Origin of the sequence: Frateuria sp. GZRR35 (genome assembly GCF_051900415.1) — a bacterium.
Lineage (GTDB): Bacteria > Pseudomonadota > Gammaproteobacteria > Xanthomonadales > Rhodanobacteraceae > Frateuria_A.
The window spans coordinates 1-18,404 of sequence record NZ_JBHZGL010000002.1; the positions used below are offsets into that span (position 1 = coordinate 1).

General features: G+C 67.7%; 22 protein-coding genes. 7 read left to right on the forward strand and 15 right to left on the reverse strand.

What is annotated here, in order from left to right:
- Nucleotides 1–169 precede the first annotated feature (169 nt).
- Both ACFWZ3_RS02475 and ACFWZ3_RS02480 read right to left on the reverse strand, forming a co-directional pair.
- A complete protein-coding gene (locus tag ACFWZ3_RS02475) occupies nucleotides 170–496 on the reverse strand; it encodes a non-heme iron oxygenase ferredoxin subunit (protein WP_439706210.1) in 327 nt (108 codons plus the stop codon).
- Entirely contained in the window at nucleotides 493–1,041 is a 549-nt protein-coding gene (locus ACFWZ3_RS02480; RefSeq protein WP_439706211.1) for a GNAT family N-acetyltransferase, read from the reverse strand. Before ACFWZ3_RS02480 ends, ACFWZ3_RS02475 begins: the two co-directional genes overlap by 4 nt.
- Before the next feature lie 98 nt (nucleotides 1,042–1,139).
- Between ACFWZ3_RS02480 and ACFWZ3_RS02485 the strand changes: the two genes are divergently transcribed.
- Complete coding sequence (locus tag ACFWZ3_RS02485; protein ID WP_439706212.1) at nucleotides 1,140–2,471, forward strand: PQQ-dependent sugar dehydrogenase; 1,332 nt, start codon at nucleotides 1,140–1,142, stop codon at nucleotides 2,469–2,471.
- A 70-nt stretch (nucleotides 2,472–2,541) separates the two neighbouring features.
- Here the strand turns inward: ACFWZ3_RS02485 and ACFWZ3_RS02490 are convergent, their stop codons facing one another.
- From ACFWZ3_RS02490 to ACFWZ3_RS02520, 7 genes are all read right to left on the reverse strand, one after another.
- Nucleotides 2,542–3,795, reverse strand: a complete 1,254-nt coding sequence (locus ACFWZ3_RS02490) for a cysteine desulfurase (RefSeq protein WP_439706213.1) — start codon at nucleotides 3,793–3,795, stop codon at nucleotides 2,542–2,544.
- A gap of 100 nt (nucleotides 3,796–3,895) precedes the next feature.
- The gene (gene sufD, locus ACFWZ3_RS02495) at nucleotides 3,896–5,200 is read right to left on the reverse strand and encodes a Fe-S cluster assembly protein SufD (protein WP_439706214.1); all 1,305 of its coding nucleotides are present in this window, start codon (nucleotides 5,198–5,200) and stop codon (nucleotides 3,896–3,898) included.
- Nucleotides 5,197–5,964, reverse strand: coding sequence for a Fe-S cluster assembly ATPase SufC (gene sufC, locus ACFWZ3_RS02500; protein ID WP_439706215.1), 768 nt, complete (start codon nucleotides 5,962–5,964; stop codon nucleotides 5,197–5,199). The genes sufD and sufC overlap by 4 nt, the downstream gene beginning before the upstream one ends.
- A gap of 11 nt (nucleotides 5,965–5,975) precedes the next feature.
- Complete coding sequence (locus ACFWZ3_RS02505; RefSeq protein WP_439706216.1) at nucleotides 5,976–6,395, reverse strand: ACT domain-containing protein; 420 nt, start codon at nucleotides 6,393–6,395, stop codon at nucleotides 5,976–5,978.
- Nucleotides 6,392–7,852, reverse strand: coding sequence for a Fe-S cluster assembly protein SufB (gene sufB, locus ACFWZ3_RS02510; RefSeq protein ID WP_439706217.1), 1,461 nt, complete (start codon nucleotides 7,850–7,852; stop codon nucleotides 6,392–6,394). Before sufB ends, ACFWZ3_RS02505 begins: the two co-directional genes overlap by 4 nt.
- Nucleotides 7,849–8,304, reverse strand: a complete 456-nt coding sequence (locus ACFWZ3_RS02515; protein WP_209619264.1) for an SUF system Fe-S cluster assembly regulator — start codon at nucleotides 8,302–8,304, stop codon at nucleotides 7,849–7,851. The genes sufB and ACFWZ3_RS02515 overlap by 4 nt, the downstream gene beginning before the upstream one ends.
- 144 nt (nucleotides 8,305–8,448) lie before the next feature.
- The gene (locus tag ACFWZ3_RS02520) at nucleotides 8,449–9,723 is read right to left on the reverse strand and encodes a nucleotide sugar dehydrogenase (RefSeq protein WP_439706218.1); all 1,275 of its coding nucleotides are present in this window, start codon (nucleotides 9,721–9,723) and stop codon (nucleotides 8,449–8,451) included.
- Nucleotides 9,724–9,828: 105 nt separating this feature from the next.
- Between ACFWZ3_RS02520 and ACFWZ3_RS02525 the strand changes: the two genes are divergently transcribed.
- From ACFWZ3_RS02525 to ACFWZ3_RS02540, 4 genes are all read left to right on the forward strand, one after another.
- Entirely contained in the window at nucleotides 9,829–10,335 is a 507-nt protein-coding gene (locus ACFWZ3_RS02525) for a hypothetical protein (RefSeq protein ID WP_439706219.1), read from the forward strand.
- Nucleotides 10,336–10,399: 64 nt separating this feature from the next.
- On the forward strand, nucleotides 10,400–10,696 hold the full coding sequence (locus tag ACFWZ3_RS02530; protein ID WP_439706220.1) for a hypothetical protein: 297 nt from the start codon (nucleotides 10,400–10,402) through the stop codon (nucleotides 10,694–10,696).
- A 7-nt stretch (nucleotides 10,697–10,703) separates the two neighbouring features.
- On the forward strand, nucleotides 10,704–11,252 hold the full coding sequence (locus tag ACFWZ3_RS02535; RefSeq protein ID WP_439706221.1) for a sugar O-acetyltransferase: 549 nt from the start codon (nucleotides 10,704–10,706) through the stop codon (nucleotides 11,250–11,252).
- Nucleotides 11,253–11,666: 414 nt separating this feature from the next.
- Nucleotides 11,667–12,725, forward strand: a complete 1,059-nt coding sequence (locus ACFWZ3_RS02540; protein WP_439706222.1) for a TolB family protein — start codon at nucleotides 11,667–11,669, stop codon at nucleotides 12,723–12,725.
- Between the two features lie 51 nt (nucleotides 12,726–12,776).
- Here ACFWZ3_RS02540 and ACFWZ3_RS02545 read toward each other — a convergent pair whose 3' ends face one another.
- The 4 genes from ACFWZ3_RS02545 to ACFWZ3_RS02560 form a co-directional block, all read right to left on the reverse strand.
- Nucleotides 12,777–13,502, reverse strand: coding sequence for a glutathione S-transferase family protein (locus ACFWZ3_RS02545; protein ID WP_439706223.1), 726 nt, complete (start codon nucleotides 13,500–13,502; stop codon nucleotides 12,777–12,779).
- Between the two features lie 73 nt (nucleotides 13,503–13,575).
- Nucleotides 13,576–14,214: a glutathione S-transferase family protein gene (locus ACFWZ3_RS02550; protein WP_439706224.1), complete on the reverse strand. Its 639-nt coding sequence runs from the start codon at nucleotides 14,212–14,214 to the stop codon at nucleotides 13,576–13,578.
- Between the two features lie 59 nt (nucleotides 14,215–14,273).
- The gene (locus tag ACFWZ3_RS02555) at nucleotides 14,274–14,669 is read right to left on the reverse strand and encodes a YciI family protein (RefSeq protein ID WP_439706225.1); all 396 of its coding nucleotides are present in this window, start codon (nucleotides 14,667–14,669) and stop codon (nucleotides 14,274–14,276) included.
- A gap of 266 nt (nucleotides 14,670–14,935) precedes the next feature.
- Nucleotides 14,936–15,484 carry a hypothetical protein gene (locus ACFWZ3_RS02560; RefSeq protein ID WP_439706226.1) on the reverse strand — a complete coding sequence of 183 codons (549 nt, stop codon included), beginning with the start codon at nucleotides 15,482–15,484 and terminating at the stop codon, nucleotides 14,936–14,938.
- 359 nt (nucleotides 15,485–15,843) lie between these two features.
- Here ACFWZ3_RS02560 and ACFWZ3_RS02565 point away from each other — a divergent pair, with 359 nt between their 5' ends.
- A complete protein-coding gene (locus tag ACFWZ3_RS02565) occupies nucleotides 15,844–16,527 on the forward strand; it encodes a NirD/YgiW/YdeI family stress tolerance protein (RefSeq protein WP_439706227.1) in 684 nt (227 codons plus the stop codon).
- 51 nt (nucleotides 16,528–16,578) lie between these two features.
- Here the strand turns inward: ACFWZ3_RS02565 and ACFWZ3_RS02570 are convergent, their stop codons facing one another.
- Nucleotides 16,579–17,124: a hypothetical protein gene (locus ACFWZ3_RS02570; RefSeq protein WP_439706228.1), complete on the reverse strand. Its 546-nt coding sequence runs from the start codon at nucleotides 17,122–17,124 to the stop codon at nucleotides 16,579–16,581.
- 130 nt (nucleotides 17,125–17,254) lie between these two features.
- On the opposite strand from ACFWZ3_RS02570, the gene ACFWZ3_RS02575 reads away from it, so the two are divergent.
- Nucleotides 17,255–17,914 (forward strand): glutathione S-transferase family protein, encoded by a 660-nt coding sequence (locus tag ACFWZ3_RS02575; RefSeq protein ID WP_439706229.1) that lies wholly within the window; start codon nucleotides 17,255–17,257, stop codon nucleotides 17,912–17,914.
- An 80-nt stretch (nucleotides 17,915–17,994) separates the two neighbouring features.
- Here ACFWZ3_RS02575 and ACFWZ3_RS02580 read toward each other — a convergent pair whose 3' ends face one another.
- Nucleotides 17,995–18,174, reverse strand: coding sequence for a hypothetical protein (locus ACFWZ3_RS02580; RefSeq protein ID WP_439706230.1), 180 nt, complete (start codon nucleotides 18,172–18,174; stop codon nucleotides 17,995–17,997).
- Nucleotides 18,175–18,404 lie beyond the last annotated feature (230 nt).

Sequence of the window (18,404 nt, forward strand, 5' to 3'; positions counted from 1 at the left end):
GCGCCCCCCCCCCCCGCGCTTGCGGGGGGCCCCTACTGTCGCGATGCAGCTTCGGTGTTTCGCACGACCGACCTGTCGGGCGAGCCCCGGCCCCTCACCCTGCCCTCTCCCCGGAGGGGAGAGGGTTCAAGAACGGATCGGCCATCCCATGGCCACGGCGCGCGTGCGTTCAGCGGTCGTCGCGCGTCCAAATCGCGCCTTCGTCCTGGCGTACCGGGAAGCTGGCGATCGGCTCATAAGCCGGCGGGCGGGTGACCGCACCGGTGCGCACGTCGAAGCGCGCACCGTGGCGGGGGCATTCCACCTCGAAGCCGAACACCTCGCCACCGGCGAGGTCGCCGCCGTCGTGGGTGCACACGTCCTCGATCGCGTAGAACTGCCCGTCGATGTTGTAGACGGCGATCGGCGTGTCGCCGTCGAACACCACGGCGAACTCGCCGGGCAGCAAGCCGTCCTGCCCGCACACGCGCACCCAGCCCTGCGCCGCCAGACTCATGCTGCGACCCCGGCCAGTTCCTTCACCAGCACCTCGAAACGAAGGTCGTCCCGACGCGGGATGCCGAAACGCTCCTGCCCATAGGGAAACGGCTTGTAGTTCCCGGTGCGGCGGTAACCACGACGTTCGTACCAGGCGATCAACTCCTCGCGCTGCACGATCACCGTCATCTCCATCAGTCGACAACCCCACTGGTCCCGCGCAACACGCTCGGCCTCGCTCAGCAATTGCTTGCCCAGGCCACCGGTCTGCAGGGCCGGGGCGACCGCGAACATGCCGAAGTACGCCGCCTCGCCCTTGCGCTCGAGGTGACAGCTGGCGAGCAGTCGGCCGTCGCGCTCGAGCAGCAGGATGCGACTGTCGGGGCGGGCCATGGCATCGGCCACATCGGCCGCGTCGGTGCGCTGGCCGTCGAGCAGGTCCGATTCGGTGGTCCAGCCGCGCCGGCCCGAATCGCCCCGGTAAGCCGATTCGACCAGGGCGACGATGGCGGGAATATCGGCCGCGGTGGCCGTGCGGAAGGAGGGCGCAGGGAGCGTAGTCATGCGTCCATGATACCGACGGGCACGCCGCAGGCGATGACCTGGGACAGGCCGGCGGTTCACGCGAACTTGCTGCCGCAGCCGTTCCACTGGCCCTCCTCATGGAGGCGTTTCCGGTGCCGCTCACCCGCCGCCCGCTGTGGCTGCTTCCCTGCCTGTTGGCGCTGGCCGCCTGCGGCGTACGCGCGCGCCTGCCGGTGGCGGCGGGCGTCGGTCCGGAACCCGCACTGCCGCCACCCAACCCATCGCTCATTCCCACAGTGAACATCGCCCCGGCCAGGGGCTGGCCAGCGGGCGGCCAACCCATCGCCGCGCCCGGACTGGCGGTGCAGGCGTTCGCGCGCAATCTCGATCACCCGCGCTGGCTCCATGTGCTTCCCGATGGCGACGTACTGGTGGCCGAGACCAACGCGCCGGAGCGCCCGGAGGACGGTGACGGACTCAAGGGCTGGATCATGCGCCGGGTGCAGCAGCGTGCCGGCGCCGGCGTGCCCAGCGCCGATCGCATCACCCTGCTGCGCGATACCGATGGCGACGGCATCGCCGAGACCCGCAGCGTGCTGCTCGATCACCTGCACTCGCCGTTCGGCATGGCGCTGGTGGGCGACACGCTGTACGTGGCCGATACCGACGCGCTGCTGAGCTTCCCCTACCGCGAAGGCGCGACGCGCATCGACGCGGCAGGCACCAGGGTTGCCGACCTGCCCGCCGGCCCGATCAACCACCACTGGACCAAGAACGTGGTCGCCAGCCCCGACGGCAAGCGGCTGTATGTCAGCGTCGGCTCCAACAGCAACGTCGGCGAGAACGGCCTGGCCGTGGAACGGGACCGCGCGCGCATCCTGGCGATCGATCCGGCCACCGGCGCGACGCAGGTGTACGCCACCGGCCTGCGCAACCCGGTGGGCATGGCCTGGCAGCCTCGGAGTGGCGCGCTATGGGTGGCGGTCAACGAACGCGATGAGCTGGGCAGCGATCTGGTGCCCGACTACATGACCGCGGTGCGCGAGGGCGCCTTCTACGGCTGGCCTTACAGCTACTACGGCGCACACGTGGACACGCGCGTGAAGCCGCAGGACCCGGCACGGGTCGCGCGTGCCGTGGTGCCCGATTACGCGCTCGGCGCGCATACCGCGTCGCTCGGACTGGCGTTCTACGACGCGGACCTCATGCCGCAATTCCGCAACGGCGCGTTCGTCGGCCAGCACGGCTCGTGGAACCGCAAGCCGCTGAGCGGCTACCGGGTGATCTTCGTGCCGTTCGTCGATGGCCATCCTGCAGGTCGACCGCAGGACGTGCTGACCGGCTTCGTCGACACGGGCGGGCATGCGCAGGGACGTCCGGTTGGCGTCGCGGTGGCGAAAGATGGCGCCTTGCTGGTCGCCGATGACGTGGGCAACACCATCTGGCGCGTGGCTCCCGCAAAACCGTAGGGTGGCTTGAGCCCACCGCTTTGATCGCCATCAGGGCCGGTGGGCTGAAGCCCACCCTACAAACTCGCGGTTACATCAGCAGCTTGCGGACCTTCTGCAACGCAGCGACGAACACGTCGATCTCTTCCATCGTGTTGTAGAACGCCATCGACGCGCGCAGCGTGGCGGGCACGCCGTAGTGCTGCATCAGCGGGTGTGCGCAGTGATGCCCCGAGCGTACGGCCACGCCCTCCAGGTCCAGCAGCGTGGCCAGGTCGGTCGACTGCGTGCCCTCAATGAGGAAGGAGATCACCGGTTCCTTCTCCGCCGCCTCGCCGAACAGCTTGAGCCCCGGCACGTCGTGCAGGCGTTCGGTGGCGTAAGCGAGCAACTGCTGCTCCCAGGCGTGGATCGCTTCCAGGTCCAGCGAATGGTAGTAGTCCACCGCCGCGCCCAGGCCGACGAAGCCGGCGATGTTGGGTGTGCCCGCCTCGAACTTGTGCGGCGGATCGGCAAAGGTGGTGCCATCCACTCGCACCTGCCGGATCATGTCGCCGCCGCCGAAGAACGGCGGCATCGCGTCCAGGTGCGCACGCTTCGCCCACAACGCGCCGGTGCCGGTGGGACCGAGCATCTTGTGTCCGGTCATGGCGTAGAAATCGCAGCCCAACGCCTGCACGTCGACCGGCCGGTGCGGCACCGCCTGCGAACCGTCGACCAGCAGCGGGATGCCGCGGCGCGCACACTCGCGGGCGATCTCGCGCACCGGGTTCACGGTGCCCAGCACGTTGGACACGTGCGCCACGCAGGCGAGCTTCACCTCGGGCGTGAGCATGGCGATATAGCGCTCCACGTCCAGTTCGCCACGGTCGTCGATCGGCGCGAACTTCACCGTGGCACCGCTGCGCTGCGCCACCAGCTGCCACGGCACGATGTTGGCGTGGTGCTCCATCAGCGTGGTGAGGATGGCATCGCCGGGCTTGAGCTGCGGCAGCGCATAGCTGTACGCCACAAGGTTGATCGCCTGGGTGGTGCCGGAGGTCAGCACCAGCTCGTTGCGCGAGGGGGCGTTGATGAAACGGGCCAGCTTGTCGCGCGCACCTTCGTAGGCCAGCGTCGCCTCTTCGCCGAGCTGGTGCACGGCGCGCGAGACGTTGGCGTTGTGCAGGCGGTAGTGCGCGTCCATCGCTTCGATCACCGCCGCGGGCTTCTGGCTCGTGTTGGCGTTGTCCAGGTAGACCAGCGGCTTGCCATGCACGCTGCGGGAAAGCAGCGGAAAGTCGGCGCGGATGCGCTGGATATCGAGGGCAGGTGCCGAGTGCGCGTGGGCGGCGGTGGCGGACATCGGTGTCTCGCTGTGTGAAGAAGGGATCACGACGTTTTAGCCTGCCGGATGTGAAGGAAAGTTGGGCTTGCCTCGACCACCTCGGGCCCGGTTCCGCCGGTCAGGCCGGCAGCCGGCCCAGCAGCAACTGGTCGATGTGCTGGCGCAGGGCCTCGTTCGGCAGCGACTCGAAGGGCGCGCGGGCGAAGGCCGTGGTCAGCAGCGTGCGCGCCTGCGCCTCGGGGATGCCGCGCGAGCGCAGGTAGAACAGCGCGCGCTCGTCGAGCTGGCCAACGGTGGCACCGTGCGCCGCCTTCACCTCGTCGGCGTAGATCTCCAGCTCCGGCTTGGTATCGATCTCGGCCTGCGTCGAGAGCAGCAGGTTCTTGTTGTTGAGCGAGGCATCGGTGCCGTCGGCGCCGGTGTTCACCACGATCGCGCCGCGGAACACGCCACGGCCGCGGCCACTGGCGACACCGCGCCAAGTCGACGCGGACACGGTGTTGCGCGCCTGGTGATGGATCGCCAGCTGGGTGTCGAGGTGCTGGCGGCCGTCCGGCAGGAATGCGCCGTGGGTGTGGAAACCGGCTGCGTCGCCGACAAGCTCCGCGCGCACGTCGTGGCGGGCCAGCGTGGCGCCCAGCTCCAGCACGTGCAGGTGCGCCTGCGCGCCGGCGTCCAGGCGGTAGTGGCTGCGCCGCACCAGGCTGCTGCCCGCACCGGCCTGTTGCAACACCACGTGGTGCAGGGTTGCGTCCACGTGCAGCGTGAAGTCGGCCAGTCGGCTGCCCAGGTGGGCCTGCTCGCCGGCGCCCAAGTGCTGCTCGATCAAGGTCAGCTCGGCGCCTTCGCCGAGCTCGACAAGATCGCGCACGTGCCAGGCCACGTCACGCTCCGCCGCCGCGCCGATGAACAGCAGGCGCACCGGCGTGGCGGCCTTGGCGCCCGCGGCCACGCGCAGCACGGCGCCGTCGGCGGCAAAAGCGCCGTTGAGCCGCGCGAACGCATCGCCCGGCTCGCGGTAGTGGCGGGACAGCGCGAAGCGCAGCGCATCCGGCGCGTCGGCCAGCGCACGCGACAGCGGCTGCAGGCTCACGCCGGACGGCAAGTCATCAAGCAAGGAGAGATCGGCGCGAAACACGCCGTTGACGAATACCAGCGCGGGGCCCTCGATGCCCGGCAGCGCCAGCATCGCCGGATCGATCGCGCGGCCGGCCGCCTGCGCATCGCCGGCGGCAAAGCTGCGCTGCGAGAGCGCACGCAGCGCAGTGTATTTCCATGCCTCCACGCGCGTATCCGGCAGACCGGCCTCGGCGAAAGCATCGAGGTTCTCGCGGCGCGCCTGATCCAGCCAGGCGATGCCGCTGTCCGGCAGCGGCGCGTCGGCCAGCGCGGCGACGAACGGTGTACGAGCCGGCTGGTTCATGCGGAGGCCCCGGCCGGTTCCCCGTGTTCGGCCACCCACGCATAGCCGTGTTCTTCCAGCTTGAGCGCCAGGCTGCGGTCGCCACTCTCGACGATGCGCCCGCCCGCCAGCACGTGCACGAAGTCCGGCACGATGTAGTCGAGCAGGCGCTGGTAATGCGTCACCACGATGAACGAGCGCTCCGGCGAGCGCAGCGCGTTGACGCCTTCGGAAACCTGCTTGAGCGCATCGATGTCCAGGCCCGAGTCGGTCTCGTCCAGGATCGCGAGCTTCGGTTCGAGCAACGCCATCTGGAAGATCTCGTTGCGCTTCTTCTCGCCACCGGAGAAACCCTCGTTCACGGCGCGATTCAGCAGGTCTGGCGAGAGCTGCATGATCTTGAGCTTCTCGCGCACCAGCTTGAGAAACTGCATCGAGTCCAGCTCGGCCTCGCCGCGCGCCTTGCGCTGGGCGTTGAAGGCCGCGCGCAGGAAGTAGGTGTTGTTCACGCCGGGGATCTCGACCGGGTACTGGAAGGCCAGGAACACGCCGGCGGCGGCGCGTTCCTCGGGCTCCAGTTCCAGCAGGTTGCGGCCCTCGAACAGCACCGAGCCGGCGGTAACCTCGTAGCCCGCGCGCCCTGACAGCACGTTGCCCAGCGTGGACTTGCCGGCGCCGTTGGGCCCCATGATGGCGTGCACCTCGCCCGGCTTCACCTCGAGCGATAGGCCCTTGAGGATGTCCTTGCCCTCGACGCGGGCGTGCAGGTTGTCGATCTTGAGCATGGTCGTGTCCATCAGGCAGAGAGGTGCGCGAGCGCGTCGAGCGCGTCCTCGCGGCGGTCCCAGGGCACGAACACGTGGTCGTGCAGGAACGCGGAAACCGGGTTGCAGGAAATGCCACGCGTGGCGAGCGCCGCGGAGACGGCGGCCATCATGCCGACCGCGTCGAGGCTCGATTCCACGCCGAGCGTGATCTGCGCCCACAGCAGCCGGTCGGCGACCACTTCCGGGCCGTCCAGGTCGTGGTCGACGATCAGCGTGACGCCTTCGTCTTCGCGGAACATCATCAGTGCGTCCTGCATGCGAACGGCGGCCTTGTCGTGCGAAACGAACAGAAACCGGCGCGGCATCGGATGCAGGCGCGGATTCAGGCCGGCGAGCAGGGCATGCAGGTCGGTGCCGCCGGGGTGCGTACTGGTGACGGCCGCGGTCATCCGACCGCTCCTTCCAGCGAGACTTCCAGCAGCTTCTTGGCCTCGACCGCGAACTCCATCGGCAACTCGCGGAAAACCTGCTTGCAGAAACCGTCCACGATCATCGAGACGGCATCTTCCTCGCCGATGCCGCGCGAACGGCAGTAGAACATCTGGTCGTCGGAGATCTTCGAGGTGGTCGCCTCGTGCTCGACGATCGCGGTGGGATTCTTCACTTCCATGTACGGAAAGGTGTGCGCGCCGCACTTCTTGCCGATCAGCAGCGAATCGCACTGGGTGTAGTTGCGCGCGTGCTCGGCGCCCTTCTCCACCTTAACCAGGCCGCGGTAGCTGTTGGAGCTGCGCCCGGCCGAGATGCCCTTGGAGACGATCTTGGATTTTGTGTCGCGGCCGATGTGGATCATCTTGGTGCCGGTGTCGGCCTGCTGGAAATGGTGCGTCAGCGCCACCGAGTAGAACTCGCCGACCGAGCGGTCGCCGCGCAGCACCACGGACGGATACTTCCAGGTCACCGCCGAACCGGTCTCGACCTGCGTCCAGCTGATCTTGCTGTCCGCGCCGCGGCAATCGCCGCGCTTGGTCACGAAGTTGTAGATGCCGCCGACGCCGTTCTCGTCGCCCGGATACCAGTTCTGCACGGTTGAATATTTGATCGTGGCGCCTTCCAGCGCGACCAGTTCCACCACCGCGGCGTGCAGCTGGTTCTCGTCGCGTCGTGGCGCCGTGCAGCCTTCCAGGTAGGAGACGTGCGCGCGGTCCTCGCAGACGATCAGCGTGCGCTCGAACTGCCCGGTATTCTGCGCGTTGATGCGGAAATAGGTCGACAGCTCCATCGGGCAGCGCACACCCGCCGGCACGAACACGAAGCTGCCGTCGGAGAACACCGCGGAATTGAGCGCCGCGAAGAAGTTGTCGCCTTGCGGCACCACGCTGCCCAGGTACTTCTGCACCAGCTCGGGATGCTCGCGGATCGCGTCGCTCATCGAGCAGAAGATCACGCCGGCATCGGCGAGCTTCTTGCGGAAGGTGGTGCCGACCGAGACCGAGTCGAACACCGCATCGACCGCCACGCCAGCCAGCGCCGCACGCTCGTGCAGCGGCACGCCGAGTTTCTCGTAGGTCTCAAGCAGCGCCGGATCGACCTCGTCCAGCGACTTGGGGGCCTTCTTGGGCGCCGAGTAGTAGCTGATCGCCTGATAGTCGATCGGGTCGATCTTGAGCTTGGCCCAGTCGGGCCGGGGCATGGCCTGCCAGTGGCGGAAGGCGGCCAGACGCCACTGCGTCATCCATTCGGGCTCGCGCTTGATCGCCGAGAGCTGGCGGATGGTGTTCTCGTCCAGGCCCGGCGGCAGGCTGACGCTTTCGATGTCGGTGACGAAGCCGGCTTCGTAGTTGCGGCCCAGGGCTTCGGCAACCTCGGCGTTGTCGCGCAAGGCGTTTTCGACAGTTTCGGTCATGCGTGGGTCCTGCCTTTGAGTTCGCTCAGCGCCACGGTGGCGACCGCCGGGCGCGGCGGCTGCAGCATGTCGGCCAGGCTCACCGCGCGCAGCGCGTTGTCCAGCACGCTGCTGATGCGTCGCCAGCTGCCGCGCACGCCGCACTGCGACTCGCGGTCGCACTGCCCTTCGACGCTGCATTCGGTCATGCCGATCGGCCCTTCCATCGCCTCGACGATCTGCGCCAGGCTGATCTCGCGCGCCGGGCGCGCCAGCCGGTAGCCGCCGTTGACGCCGCGGAACGACTCGACCAGGCCGGCGTGGCCCAGCGACTTCAGCAGCTTGCTCACGGTCGGCAGTTCCAGGCGCGTCTCGTCGGCGATCTGCGCGGTGCTGAGCACGTCGTGCGGATGGGCGGCGATGCAGGTCATCACTACCGCGGCGTAGTCGGTCAGGCGGCTGACGCGAAGCATGGGGAGAGCCTCGTCAAATCCAGACCAAAATGGTACGGATTAGGCGACGCAAAATCAACCGGACGCTACGGGTTCCCTGTAGGAGCGCCCTTGGGCGCGACCGCAATGCCGCGTGCCAGTCCGCAGTCGCGCCCAAGGGCGCTCCTACAACCGGCCGTCGACGGCCTCTTGCGGCAGCACCGACTTCACGTCGTAGATCACCGCGCCGGGCTTGCCCAGCGCGCGAATGCGCCCGGCGCCCATTTCCTGGAACTGCCGGTGCGCCACGGCCACGATGATCGCGTCGTAGCCCTCGCCGGGCTCATCCACCAGCCGCACGCGGTAGGCGCGCTCGGCTTCGGCCGGATCGACCCAGGGGTCGTACACATCCACCCGGGCCGCGGAGGACTCGAGTTCGCGCACGATGTCGATCACCCGCGTGTTGCGCAGGTCCGGGCAGTTCTCCTTGAAGGCGAAGCCCAGCACCAGCACGCGCGCATCGACAATGTGCAGGCGCCGCTCGCTCATCAGGCGGATCACCCGGTCGGCCACGACGCTGCCCATGCGGCTGTTGATGCGCCGCGCGGCCAGGATCAGCTCCGGGTGGTAGCCGGTGACCTCGGCCTTGTGGGTGAGGTAGTACGGATCAACACCGATGCAGTGGCCCCCGACCAGCCCCGGCCGGAACGGGAGAAAGTTCCACTTGGTGCCGGCGGCAGCCAGCACTTCCTCGGTGTCGATGCCCAGACGATGGAAGATCAGCGCCAGCTCGTTGACCAGCGCGATGTTGACGTCGCGCTGGACGTTCTCGATGACCTTGGCCGACTCGGCCACGCGGATCGAGGAGGTCTTGTGCGTGCCTGCGCGGATGATCGTGCGGTAGAGCGCATCGACGCGTTCGGCCGCCTCCACGGTGGAGCCGGAAGTGAGCTTGACGATATCGGTCACGCGCCGGGCATGGTCGCCCGGGTTGATCCGCTCCGGACTGTAGCCGCAGAAAAAGTCGACGTTGAAAACCAGCCCCGAGCCCTCGGCCAGCAGCGGCACGCAGACTTCCTCGGTGGTGCCCGGATACACGGTCGACTCGAACACCACCAGGTCGCCGCACTTGAGCTGCGGTCCGAGCATGCGGCAGGCCGACTCCAGCGGCTTGAGATCCGGACGCTGCGCTTCGTCGATCGGGGTGGGTACGGTGACGATGTAGACGTTGCACGAGGCGAGGTCGGCCGCACGGTCAGTGAACGACAGATGCGTGGCGGCACGCAGCTGCTCGGCGGTGGTTTCCAGCGTATGGTCGTGACCGCCGCGCAGTTCGTCCACGCGCGCCGTGTCGATGTCGTAGCCGAGCGTGCCAAAGTGGCACCCGAACTCCACTGCCAGCGGCAGGCCGACGTAGCCCAGTCCGATGATGCCGATGCGCGCGGGGGTATTCGGGTCCATGGTTCCTGGCAGGCGGATGAAATGCGCTGAGCGTACAGGATGCCGGTAGCCTGAGTCCCTGCCCCGTTCGCTGTTCTTCGACGCCCGCCACGTGAGCATGTGCGCATGGAAGAAGCCCGCTTGCCCGCCCTGCCCTGGCCCGGTTTCTCGCCTGGCCGCGCATTCGTGCTGCCGCTACCGGCCGAGTTGATGGCTGCACCCTTTGGTGACGCGTGCGGGATCGACGGCGTGCGGCTGAAACGCAAGTCCGAGTTCCACGTCACCGTGCTGGCCCAGGCGATGTGCCGTATCGCGGCCGAAGGCATCGGCGAGGCCCCGCTGCGCACGCTATACGAGTCGCTGACGTGGGCGCCGCGCCGCACCGGCCGCTATGCACTGCTGCACAAGACCAAGCCGGGCGATAGCGGCACGCTCGACTGCTGGTCGATGATCGAATACCTGGACCTGCCCGCGATGCACGCCTTCCGTGGCGAACTGGCCCGCCTGCTCGGCCCCACCTTTGCCGATCCGGTGCCGCACGTGACCCACTACGTACGTGGCGATCCCAACGGCATCGGCGTGCCGGACACACGTGCGCTGGCGGCCCTATGGGTGCGCGACGTGGCGGCCTGACCATCACCCCGCCCGCACGGCGCGGACGCCACACTCGGGCGGTCTCCCCAGCGAGGTCAGCCTCATGCAAGAACCGATCGAACCGGGCTTCATGGTGTTCGTCGCCGACGGCGAACTGGGCGTCGGCGCTGTGCGCGAGGTGCATGCCGACAGCCGCGAGCTGGTCGTCAACATCGAGAACGGCGGCGACTTTACCCTGCCGGCAGACGCGATCCGCGACGTTCACGAGGGCAAGGTGATCCTGGACGTCGCTCACCTGCCGCAGGAGGTGCGCCAGGCCTTGAAACGCCCCCACGCCGCCGAGTACCCGGACTCGGTCTACGCAGCGAGCGACCCGAAGGAAGGCGCGATCAAGGACTGATCCGGACGTGCGCAGCGAGAAGCAAAAGATGCTCGCCGGCGATCTCTACCACGCCAGCGCACCGGAGCTGCAGGCTGAACTTGCCGCCAACCATCGCTGGCTCGCTCGCTACAACGCCGCGCTCGCCGATGGCCCGGAGCGCTGGCACGCGCTGCTGAAGGAACGGCTCGCGGCGGTCGGCGACGGCGCGGTGATCCGCCCGCCCTTCCATTGCGACTACGGCTTCAACATCCACCTGGGTGCCGATGCCTTCCTCAACTTCAACTGCGTGATCCTGGATGTGGTGCAGGTACACATAGGCGAGCGCACGCAGATCGGACCGGGCGTGCAGATCCTCGCTGCCGATCACCCGCGCGATCCCGCGCAACGCGCTACCGGGCTGGAGTTCGGCCGTCCCGTGCGGATCGGCCGCAATGTCTGGATCGGCGCCGGCGCGCTCATCCTGCCTGGCGTCAGCGTGGGCGACGATGCACTGATCGGCGCCGGCGGCGTGGTCACCCGCGACGTGCCCGCGGGCGCCACCGTCGTGGGCAACCCGGCGCGCGTGCGCGGCTGAGCGACGGCACGACGGCTGAGCTCGCGCGAGGGCTGATGCGCGCAGCTGCAGGCGGCTCGCCCCATCATCTCTCCCGCTCGTCCAAGCGGTGACCTGCGGCCGACGGACTGGGCATGCCCATCGGGTGCGTTATTTCTTTCTCGGCAGCACCTAGTCGCGTGCTTAACGCCGGCGCGCGCACATTGCGCGCCCTTCGGGAGGGACTCATTGGGGAGGCGTGGGGAACGCCGCTTGCGCCACGGTCGGTCTACGGCCGGGCAACGTGCGTCAACCGCACACCTCGGTCGGATTCATCCAGGGCTTTCGTCGCTCGTCTGTGCACGTCCCGCCATGCCGCGGGGCGCTGGCGCGGTCGTGTCCTTGCATTTGCCCATGGGTGGCAATCGGGGGGATATTTCCAAACGGAGCACGACCATGAAGAAGCGCCCACTCGCGCCATCGCTTTTCGCTTTCCTGCTCGCCGTCGTGGCAGCGCCCCCTGCGCTGGCGGCCACGGCCTCGGTGTTGTTCTCACGGGGGACAACCTGGCCGGACGACACCCTGCGCACCGCCACGATCTACCGGGTCCGACCGACCACCGGCGTGGTCGTGCAGCTGACGCCACAGGTCGACAACATCTACTACTTCGGCGGCAGCTGGTCGCCCAACGGCACCACCATCGTCTACGAGAAGGCCAAGCGCGCCACGTCGGATCGCTCGCAGCTGTTCACCGTCGATCGCAACGGCGGCTCGGTCCACCGCATCACCTCCGGCGTGGGCCTCAAGCAATACGCCACATGGGGGCCGGGAGCGCGCATCGCGTACGTCGATGTGATCGGCGACCAGTCCTGCCTCTCCACCGTGCGCGGCGACGGCACCCGCAACCGTACGCTCTGGTGCACCACGCACGAGATGGATCCCCCGCAATGGTCCAGCGACGGCAAGAGCCTCTTCGTCCAGGTCGACTGGTTCGGCTCCGGGCTCGAACCGCCGTTTTATTCGCGCGCCTACCGCGTCAACGCCAGCACCGGCACCCGCACCCTGCTGACCGCACAGACCCTGGACGAGGCACGCTACTTCACGTTCTCGCCGGACGGCACGGAGGGCATCTACTATGACCTCACCGATAGCATTACACCCATGATGCGGGTCGACTTCGCCACCGACGTGATGACGTCGCTTGGCGACGGATACCTTCCGCGCTACTCGAAGGACGGTACCCATATAGCCTTCTCGCGCGAGGACCTCGGAAGCGCTCCGGAATATCCGCTCTACAGCTCGCTCTACGTCATGAATGCCGACGGCAGCGGCGTCACCGAAGTCACCCACGAGCACGTCGACGGCGTGGACTACTGGGCGGCCGATTGGTCTGACAGCGGGACGCGCGTGCTCGCCAGCCGCAACGGTGACCTGCGCATCATCGACGTGTTGACCGGCACGCAGACCTTGCTGCCCAGTGGAGGGGCCGGCCCGGGATCGTGGTACCAGCCCTGAGCGACCTTGCGCCGTCCGTCCCCGCGCGGACGGCGCGACCTCGTTGTCTATTCATCCATGCCACGGATGCCGGGGGTAGAAGCGCTGCATCATGCGGGCGACATAGGCGGTCAGGTTGGCATGGGCCTGCGCGGCCCGACGCAGCGGCGTGTCGAAGAACGGCGTGAGTACACAGGCGAGCATGCCGAAGGCGGTAGCGTCCACGCCGCTCTGGATCTCGCCCATCAACCAGGGCTTGTAGCCGAGCTGCACGGCGAGCGCGTCGATCGAACGCGTGCCCAGCGCGGCGATGTCCTCGGGCGTGTGTCGGCCCAGCCCCTGCGCGTGCAGCTCCGCCCGCTTGCGCGACTGCAGCTCATGACGCAGTTGCTCGCGCTGGTCCTGTGGCGCCGAATCGGCGAAATGGGCCGGTCCCTTCGCGAAGTTCGCCGGATCCAGCCAGCGGAACCAGACCATGGCGAAATATAGGTGATCTTCGAGCATGCGTTCGATCGCCCAGGCCTGCGCGCGCTGCAGCGCGTCCAGCCCCGCATCCAGGTCCACCCCGCAAGTACGCTCGATATGCGCGCGGATGAAGGTCGAATCGGTCACCACGACGCCGTGGTCGTCGATGTAGGGCAGCTTGCCCTTGGGCGCCTGCGGCGGAACCGCGGACTCGCGCTCGTAGCCCAACCCCGCCATCTGCAGCTGCACTTCGGTCTTGAGCACGAACGGGCTGGTGTCAGGCAGGTCGAAGCCGGCGCGGGTGGCGTAGAGAGTCAGGCTGGAAGCGGACATGGGCGTCTCCGGGGAAGGTGCCGCGGAGCATGTCGGGAGCCTGCTGACAGCATCGTGTCAGCAGGGGACGGACTCAGCCTGCCGCCGCGACGTCGAACGCGTAGCGGGTGCGTCGCGCGGCGGGTCGTTCGCGCCAGGCCTCGGTGAACGCGGCCAGGTGGTGGTAGGGCGCGAGCGGCAGCGTGTCGCGGAACTCCAGGTGTTCCAGCAGACAGAACAGCGACGCCTCGAGCAGACTCAGGTCATGCGGCGGCAAGCCGTGCAGCACCGATTCGAGGTTCGCGTCCAGCCAGGCCAGCGCGTTGCGGAAGCCGTCGGCCGCCTTGGCGAAGTACACGTTTTCCGCCGGCAGGCGCGCTACCTGCATGCCGAAGACCAGTTGCACCTGCGCGCCCATGCCGTGCCAGATGAGCTCCTGCGCATTGCGGGCACGCGGATCAGGCAGTTGTTCGGTCCACAGGATGCGTCGCGAGTCACCGACTCCCTCGGCCAGCGTGCGGCAGATGTTCTCGGCACCGAACACCGGCCCTTGCGCCAGCACCAGTACCGGCAGCTTGAGTGCAGGGTTGCCGGCGTAGTCGGCCGGATCGCGCGAGGCCAGGTCATGCACGGGCTCGAACGCGTAGGCGATGCCCAGCTCCTCGGCAAACAGCCGCGCGAGCCGGGTGTAGTGGGAGCTGCTGCGGCCAACGAGGCGGGGGATCGCGGGCATGGGGGGCATCCGTCGAGGGGCGGGCTGCCAATGTAGGACAACCGCCCGCCCCGTGGCCGTCAACTAGCGGCGCCGGCCGCCATCGCCTTCGAGGCGCCGCAGTGCTCGCTGTCAGGGCCTTCCATCTGGCGCACCTCGCACTCGAGGTCCCACGAGTCGCCATGCACGGCCAGGAAGCGTCGGGTCAGCGCGATGGCATGGTCCATGGAATCGGCCTCCAGCACCGCGTAGCCGCCAATCACCTCCTTGCTCTCGGCAAACGGGCCATCGGTAGTAGAGATATGGCCACCGCGCAGCCGCACCCGCACGCCCTCGGCGCTCGGACGCAGGCCGGCGGTATCGACCAGCGTGCCTTCGCGGGTCATCTGTTCGATCAGCCGCCCCATGTCGGCCATCAGTTGCTCGCTGGGCATCCGGCCGGTTTCCTGCAGCCGGATCATCGACAAAAACCGCATGGTTGTTCTCCTTCGCGTGGTACCTGTGCGCCGCGTGATTGCTGCGCCCGAAGTACGACGCACGAACACGCGTGACATCGACATGCCATGCGCCTCCCTGTTTACGCGGCAACCCGGAGACAGACACGCGCGACGGAGCGGCGTCAAATCACACGCATGGATGCGCAGGGCGACTGAGAGGATTGCCCGGAAGTCGGCCGCAAGCCGCCAAAAAAATCCCGGCCAGTTGCGGGGCCGGGATGATTATCTACAGGCCGACGACGGGCTCAGCGCTGGTTGCGCGGCTGGCTCGCAGGCCGTGCGTGGGTTGCTCCGGAGGCGGCTGCGCCCTGAGCCGACGAAGCGGGGTTCGACGAAACGTCCCAGCGGCGGTTGTTTTGCTGCGGGAGGGAACGACGCTGCCATCGGGGCGACACGTCCTGGCTCCTCAACGCGAGCCGGCGGTTGTCCGTGTGCGCCCAGTGCCACGAGCCCGTCGGTACCGGCGAGGTCGACACGTAGACGAAGCGAGCCTCGTAATTACCATCCGATCGGGGCACCGCCTGCATGCCTAGGTTGATCACGAACTGACTCGCCACTGGCTGTCCGTGGTCGTTTGCGGGTCGGGTGATCATCTCGTCCAGGGTCTTGCGCAGCAGCTTGTCGTAGTTCGGCCTCAACTCGACCGCGGGCGACACCTGCGTGACCTTGCCCTGGCTATCCACCTGCACCAGGACCGGCAGGACCTCGGGTGTATTCATCGTGATCGAAGCTGCCAAGGCACCCTGGCCGGCGGCCATCGTGCCGAGCAAGAGGAACGCGCACATCCGTTTCATATGAACCTCCAGGTTCCGTTACCCCCTCCCCGAAATCCGAGCCTACTCTTGCCACGAGCAGCCCGCCACTACATGAGCCATCTCGCAGCAGCGTGCGATCGAGCGGCCCTGCGCCGCTCCGGCCATAGCCGGCCTTGCCCAGGCGACCCAGCCCCCGCCTACGCCGCCCGAAGGGGCACGCCCCGCCTGGCGTCACGCCATGGCACGGCGGGCGGTCCGCTGGCATGACAAGGGCTTCGCTTCTCCGAATTTGCGCTTAAGCAGTCAGCCGCTGTCGCGGTTGAATCGCCTCGATTCGAGGCCAGCCTCTGTGGGAGGCCATCGGGCCGTTTGTCCCCAAACCCAAAGAGGAGGTGTACATGAACGCACAGAAGCGCATCGCCGTATCCATCGGCCTTTCCCTGCTTATGGTGGGCGCCGCCAGCGCCGCACCGCTGGACAGCGACAACCCACAGAGCAACAGCAACACGATCCAGAAATCCCCGGCGCAGAAGCCCAACGGCACCTGGCTCAGCCTGAGCGGCACCATCACCGACGCGCAGAACCGCTTCTTCACGCTCGACTACGGCAAGGGCAAGATCCCGGTCGAGATGGACGGCTGGACGTGGTACGGCCAGAACTACCAGTCGCTCGAGGGCGACAAGGTGACCGTCTACGGCCGCGTCGACGACGATCTGTTCGAGCGCGACAAGATCGAGGCCAGCAGCGTCTACGACCAGGACCTGGGTACCTACTTCTACGCCAACGCCTCGGATGAGGAGGGCCCGGCCAACTACGCGCTGTGGGTGCATCCGGTGGTCGTGGGCGAGACCTTCGTGCGCGGCACCGTGACCTCGGTGAACGGCCGCGACTTCACCGTCGACTACGGCCCGCGCAAGATTACCGTCGACACCAGCCAGCTCACGAACAACCCGCTGGACGACAAAGGCTTTCAGCAGATCGACAAGGGCGACTACGTCAGCGTTGCCGGCGACATGGACAGCGCCTTCTGGGGTCGCCGCCAGTTGCAGGCCGACTCGGTAGTGACCTTGTCGAACGGCTGAGCTTCGCCTGAGCCTGCGAATCCCGGTCCGCGCGGACCGGGATTTTTTTGCTCAGGGATGGCCGGGCGGATGCGAAGGCGGTCGGGTCGGCGGCGTATTGGTGGCGTTCTGCACCGGCGGGTAGTCGCGCGGCGGCGGGGTGGGCCAGTGATAGTTTGGCGGATGACGGAAGAAGCGCTGCCGCATGTCGGCATTGCGGCTTCGCAGCGCCAGCCGATGGCCATCGACGTGCACCCAATACCACGACCCAGAGGGCACGGGCGAGGTCGACACGTACACGAACCTCGCGTCGAAATTGCCGTCCGGCCTCGGCGTGGTCTGGAGGCCGAGGTTGATCACGAACTGGCTGGCGACCGGACGCCCGTGATCGTTCGCCGGCCTGGTGATCATCTCGTCCAGGCTCTGGCGCAGCAGCCGGTCATAGCGCGGCGACAGCTCCACCGCAGACGACACCTGGGTGACCTTGCCGTGGCTGTCCACCTGCACCAGTACGGGCAGGACCTTGGGCGTGAACTGGTTGAGCGACATCGAGGTCGCCAGCGCACTTTGGCCGGTGGCCAGCGTGCCCAGCAGCAGGAACGCGCAGAACGGCTTCATGAGGACCTCCGGGGGTTTCGTTGCCCTCCGCCGACCATGGTAGTCCCGCGGCGGGCGGCCTGCCAGCAGGCTCCCTGTGTCGATTTTCACGGTGGCTGCTCGTCGTAGTACGAACCCACTGGAGCGTCACATGTCCTCGACCCTGCCCCGCCTTTACGCCCATCCGTTTTCCTCCTACTCGCAGAAGGTGCTCGTCGCCCTCTACGAGAACGGCACCGCCTTCGAATACCGCTCGCTGGAAGAACCCGGGGCCAACGAGGAGCTGGCCTCGCTGTGGCCGATGCGACGCTTCCCGGTGCTGGTCGACCAAGGCCGCACGATCCTGGAAGCCAGCTGCATCGTCGAATACCTGGACCTGCACCACCCCGGCCCGGCGCGGATGGTTCCCGCGGATCCCAAGGCGGCGATGGAAGTGCGCATGCTCGACCGCGTGTTCGACAACTACGTCTCCACGCCACAGCAGAAAGTGGTGCTCGACAAGCTGCGGCCTGAGGGTCGCCAGGACGACCATGGCGTGCACGAGGCCACGGCCATGCTGGAAACCACGTACGCCTGGCTGGATCGGCGCATGGCCGGGCGCGAGTGGGTTGCCGGTACGTTCAGCCTGGCCGACTGTGCAGCCGCACCGTTTCTTTTCTACGCCGACTGGACGCATCCGATCGATCCGGCGTTCGCCAACGTACACGCCTACCGCGCCCGCCTGCTCGCGCGGCCCTCGTTCGCTCGCGCGGTCGACGAGGCGCGCCCCTATCGCGGCTATTTCCCGCTCGGCGCACCCGATCGCGATTGAGCACCTCTTCCGCAGGGTGGGCTTCAACCGATCGCCTTCCGGTCTTCGAAGCGGCGGGCTGAAGCCCACCCCGCGGGCGCCTAGCCGCGCTTGTTGTCGCGGTCGCCGTCGTGCCGGCGCACAATCCCCTGCCCGCTGGCTTCCTCGTGGAAACCCTGCTTGGAGGCGGCCTGGGGCTGGCGCCGGTTCTCGATGTCCTTGGCGTCGTTCTTTAGGCCTTCCTTGTGTTGAGCGTGGAGTTTTTGCTGATCGGGACGCATGGGCCCTCCTGTCGCAAACCGGATGTCGTGGCCATGGCGGAGCAGGAATCCGGTGGCTCCCGTGTCCGCCAAGGCAGGCTAGGAGAACGTGCGTTAGCGCGGGCGCATCGAGGCGTGATCCGCCCGCCACGATCAAACCATCGCACGCGCCGACCCCGCCACCGCGTGCCGGGATGACCAGTTTCTAACACCCATAGGCGCATGGTCGAAAGCGACGCTTTGAGCGTCCC

What these genes read in the sequence shown, in the direction of transcription:
- ACFWZ3_RS02570 (WP_439706228.1), bottom strand. Translation starts at nt 17,124, where the DNA reads ATGAAGCCGTTCTGCGCGTTCCTGCTGCTGGGCACGCTGGCCACCGGC.
- ACFWZ3_RS02530 (WP_439706220.1), top strand. Translation starts at nt 10,400, where the DNA reads ATGCAAGAACCGATCGAACCGGGCTTCATGGTGTTCGTCGCCGACGGC.
- ACFWZ3_RS02485 (WP_439706212.1), top strand. Translation starts at nt 1,140, where the DNA reads ATGGAGGCGTTTCCGGTGCCGCTCACCCGCCGCCCGCTGTGGCTGCTT.
- ACFWZ3_RS02555 (WP_439706225.1), bottom strand. Translation starts at nt 14,669, where the DNA reads ATGCGGTTTTTGTCGATGATCCGGCTGCAGGAAACCGGCCGGATGCCC.
- sufC (WP_439706215.1), bottom strand. Translation starts at nt 5,964, where the DNA reads ATGCTCAAGATCGACAACCTGCACGCCCGCGTCGAGGGCAAGGACATC.
- ACFWZ3_RS02490 (WP_439706213.1), bottom strand. Translation starts at nt 3,795, where the DNA reads ATGTCCGCCACCGCCGCCCACGCGCACTCGGCACCTGCCCTCGATATC.
- ACFWZ3_RS02525 (WP_439706219.1), top strand. Translation starts at nt 9,829, where the DNA reads ATGGAAGAAGCCCGCTTGCCCGCCCTGCCCTGGCCCGGTTTCTCGCCT.
- ACFWZ3_RS02550 (WP_439706224.1), bottom strand. Translation starts at nt 14,214, where the DNA reads ATGCCCGCGATCCCCCGCCTCGTTGGCCGCAGCAGCTCCCACTACACC.
- ACFWZ3_RS02575 (WP_439706229.1), top strand. Translation starts at nt 17,255, where the DNA reads ATGTCCTCGACCCTGCCCCGCCTTTACGCCCATCCGTTTTCCTCCTAC.
- ACFWZ3_RS02560 (WP_439706226.1), bottom strand. Translation starts at nt 15,484, where the DNA reads ATGAAACGGATGTGCGCGTTCCTCTTGCTCGGCACGATGGCCGCCGGC.
- ACFWZ3_RS02475 (WP_439706210.1), bottom strand. Translation starts at nt 496, where the DNA reads ATGAGTCTGGCGGCGCAGGGCTGGGTGCGCGTGTGCGGGCAGGACGGC.
- sufB (WP_439706217.1), bottom strand. Translation starts at nt 7,852, where the DNA reads ATGACCGAAACTGTCGAAAACGCCTTGCGCGACAACGCCGAGGTTGCC.
- ACFWZ3_RS02515 (WP_209619264.1), bottom strand. Translation starts at nt 8,304, where the DNA reads ATGCTTCGCGTCAGCCGCCTGACCGACTACGCCGCGGTAGTGATGACC.
- ACFWZ3_RS02545 (WP_439706223.1), bottom strand. Translation starts at nt 13,502, where the DNA reads ATGTCCGCTTCCAGCCTGACTCTCTACGCCACCCGCGCCGGCTTCGAC.
- ACFWZ3_RS02565 (WP_439706227.1), top strand. Translation starts at nt 15,844, where the DNA reads ATGAACGCACAGAAGCGCATCGCCGTATCCATCGGCCTTTCCCTGCTT.
- ACFWZ3_RS02580 (WP_439706230.1), bottom strand. Translation starts at nt 18,174, where the DNA reads ATGCGTCCCGATCAGCAAAAACTCCACGCTCAACACAAGGAAGGCCTA.
- ACFWZ3_RS02520 (WP_439706218.1), bottom strand. Translation starts at nt 9,723, where the DNA reads ATGGACCCGAATACCCCCGCGCGCATCGGCATCATCGGACTGGGCTAC.
- sufD (WP_439706214.1), bottom strand. Translation starts at nt 5,200, where the DNA reads ATGAACCAGCCGGCTCGTACACCGTTCGTCGCCGCGCTGGCCGACGCG.
- ACFWZ3_RS02480 (WP_439706211.1), bottom strand. Translation starts at nt 1,041, where the DNA reads ATGACTACGCTCCCTGCGCCCTCCTTCCGCACGGCCACCGCGGCCGAT.
- ACFWZ3_RS02505 (WP_439706216.1), bottom strand. Translation starts at nt 6,395, where the DNA reads ATGACCGCGGCCGTCACCAGTACGCACCCCGGCGGCACCGACCTGCAT.
- ACFWZ3_RS02540 (WP_439706222.1), top strand. Translation starts at nt 11,667, where the DNA reads ATGAAGAAGCGCCCACTCGCGCCATCGCTTTTCGCTTTCCTGCTCGCC.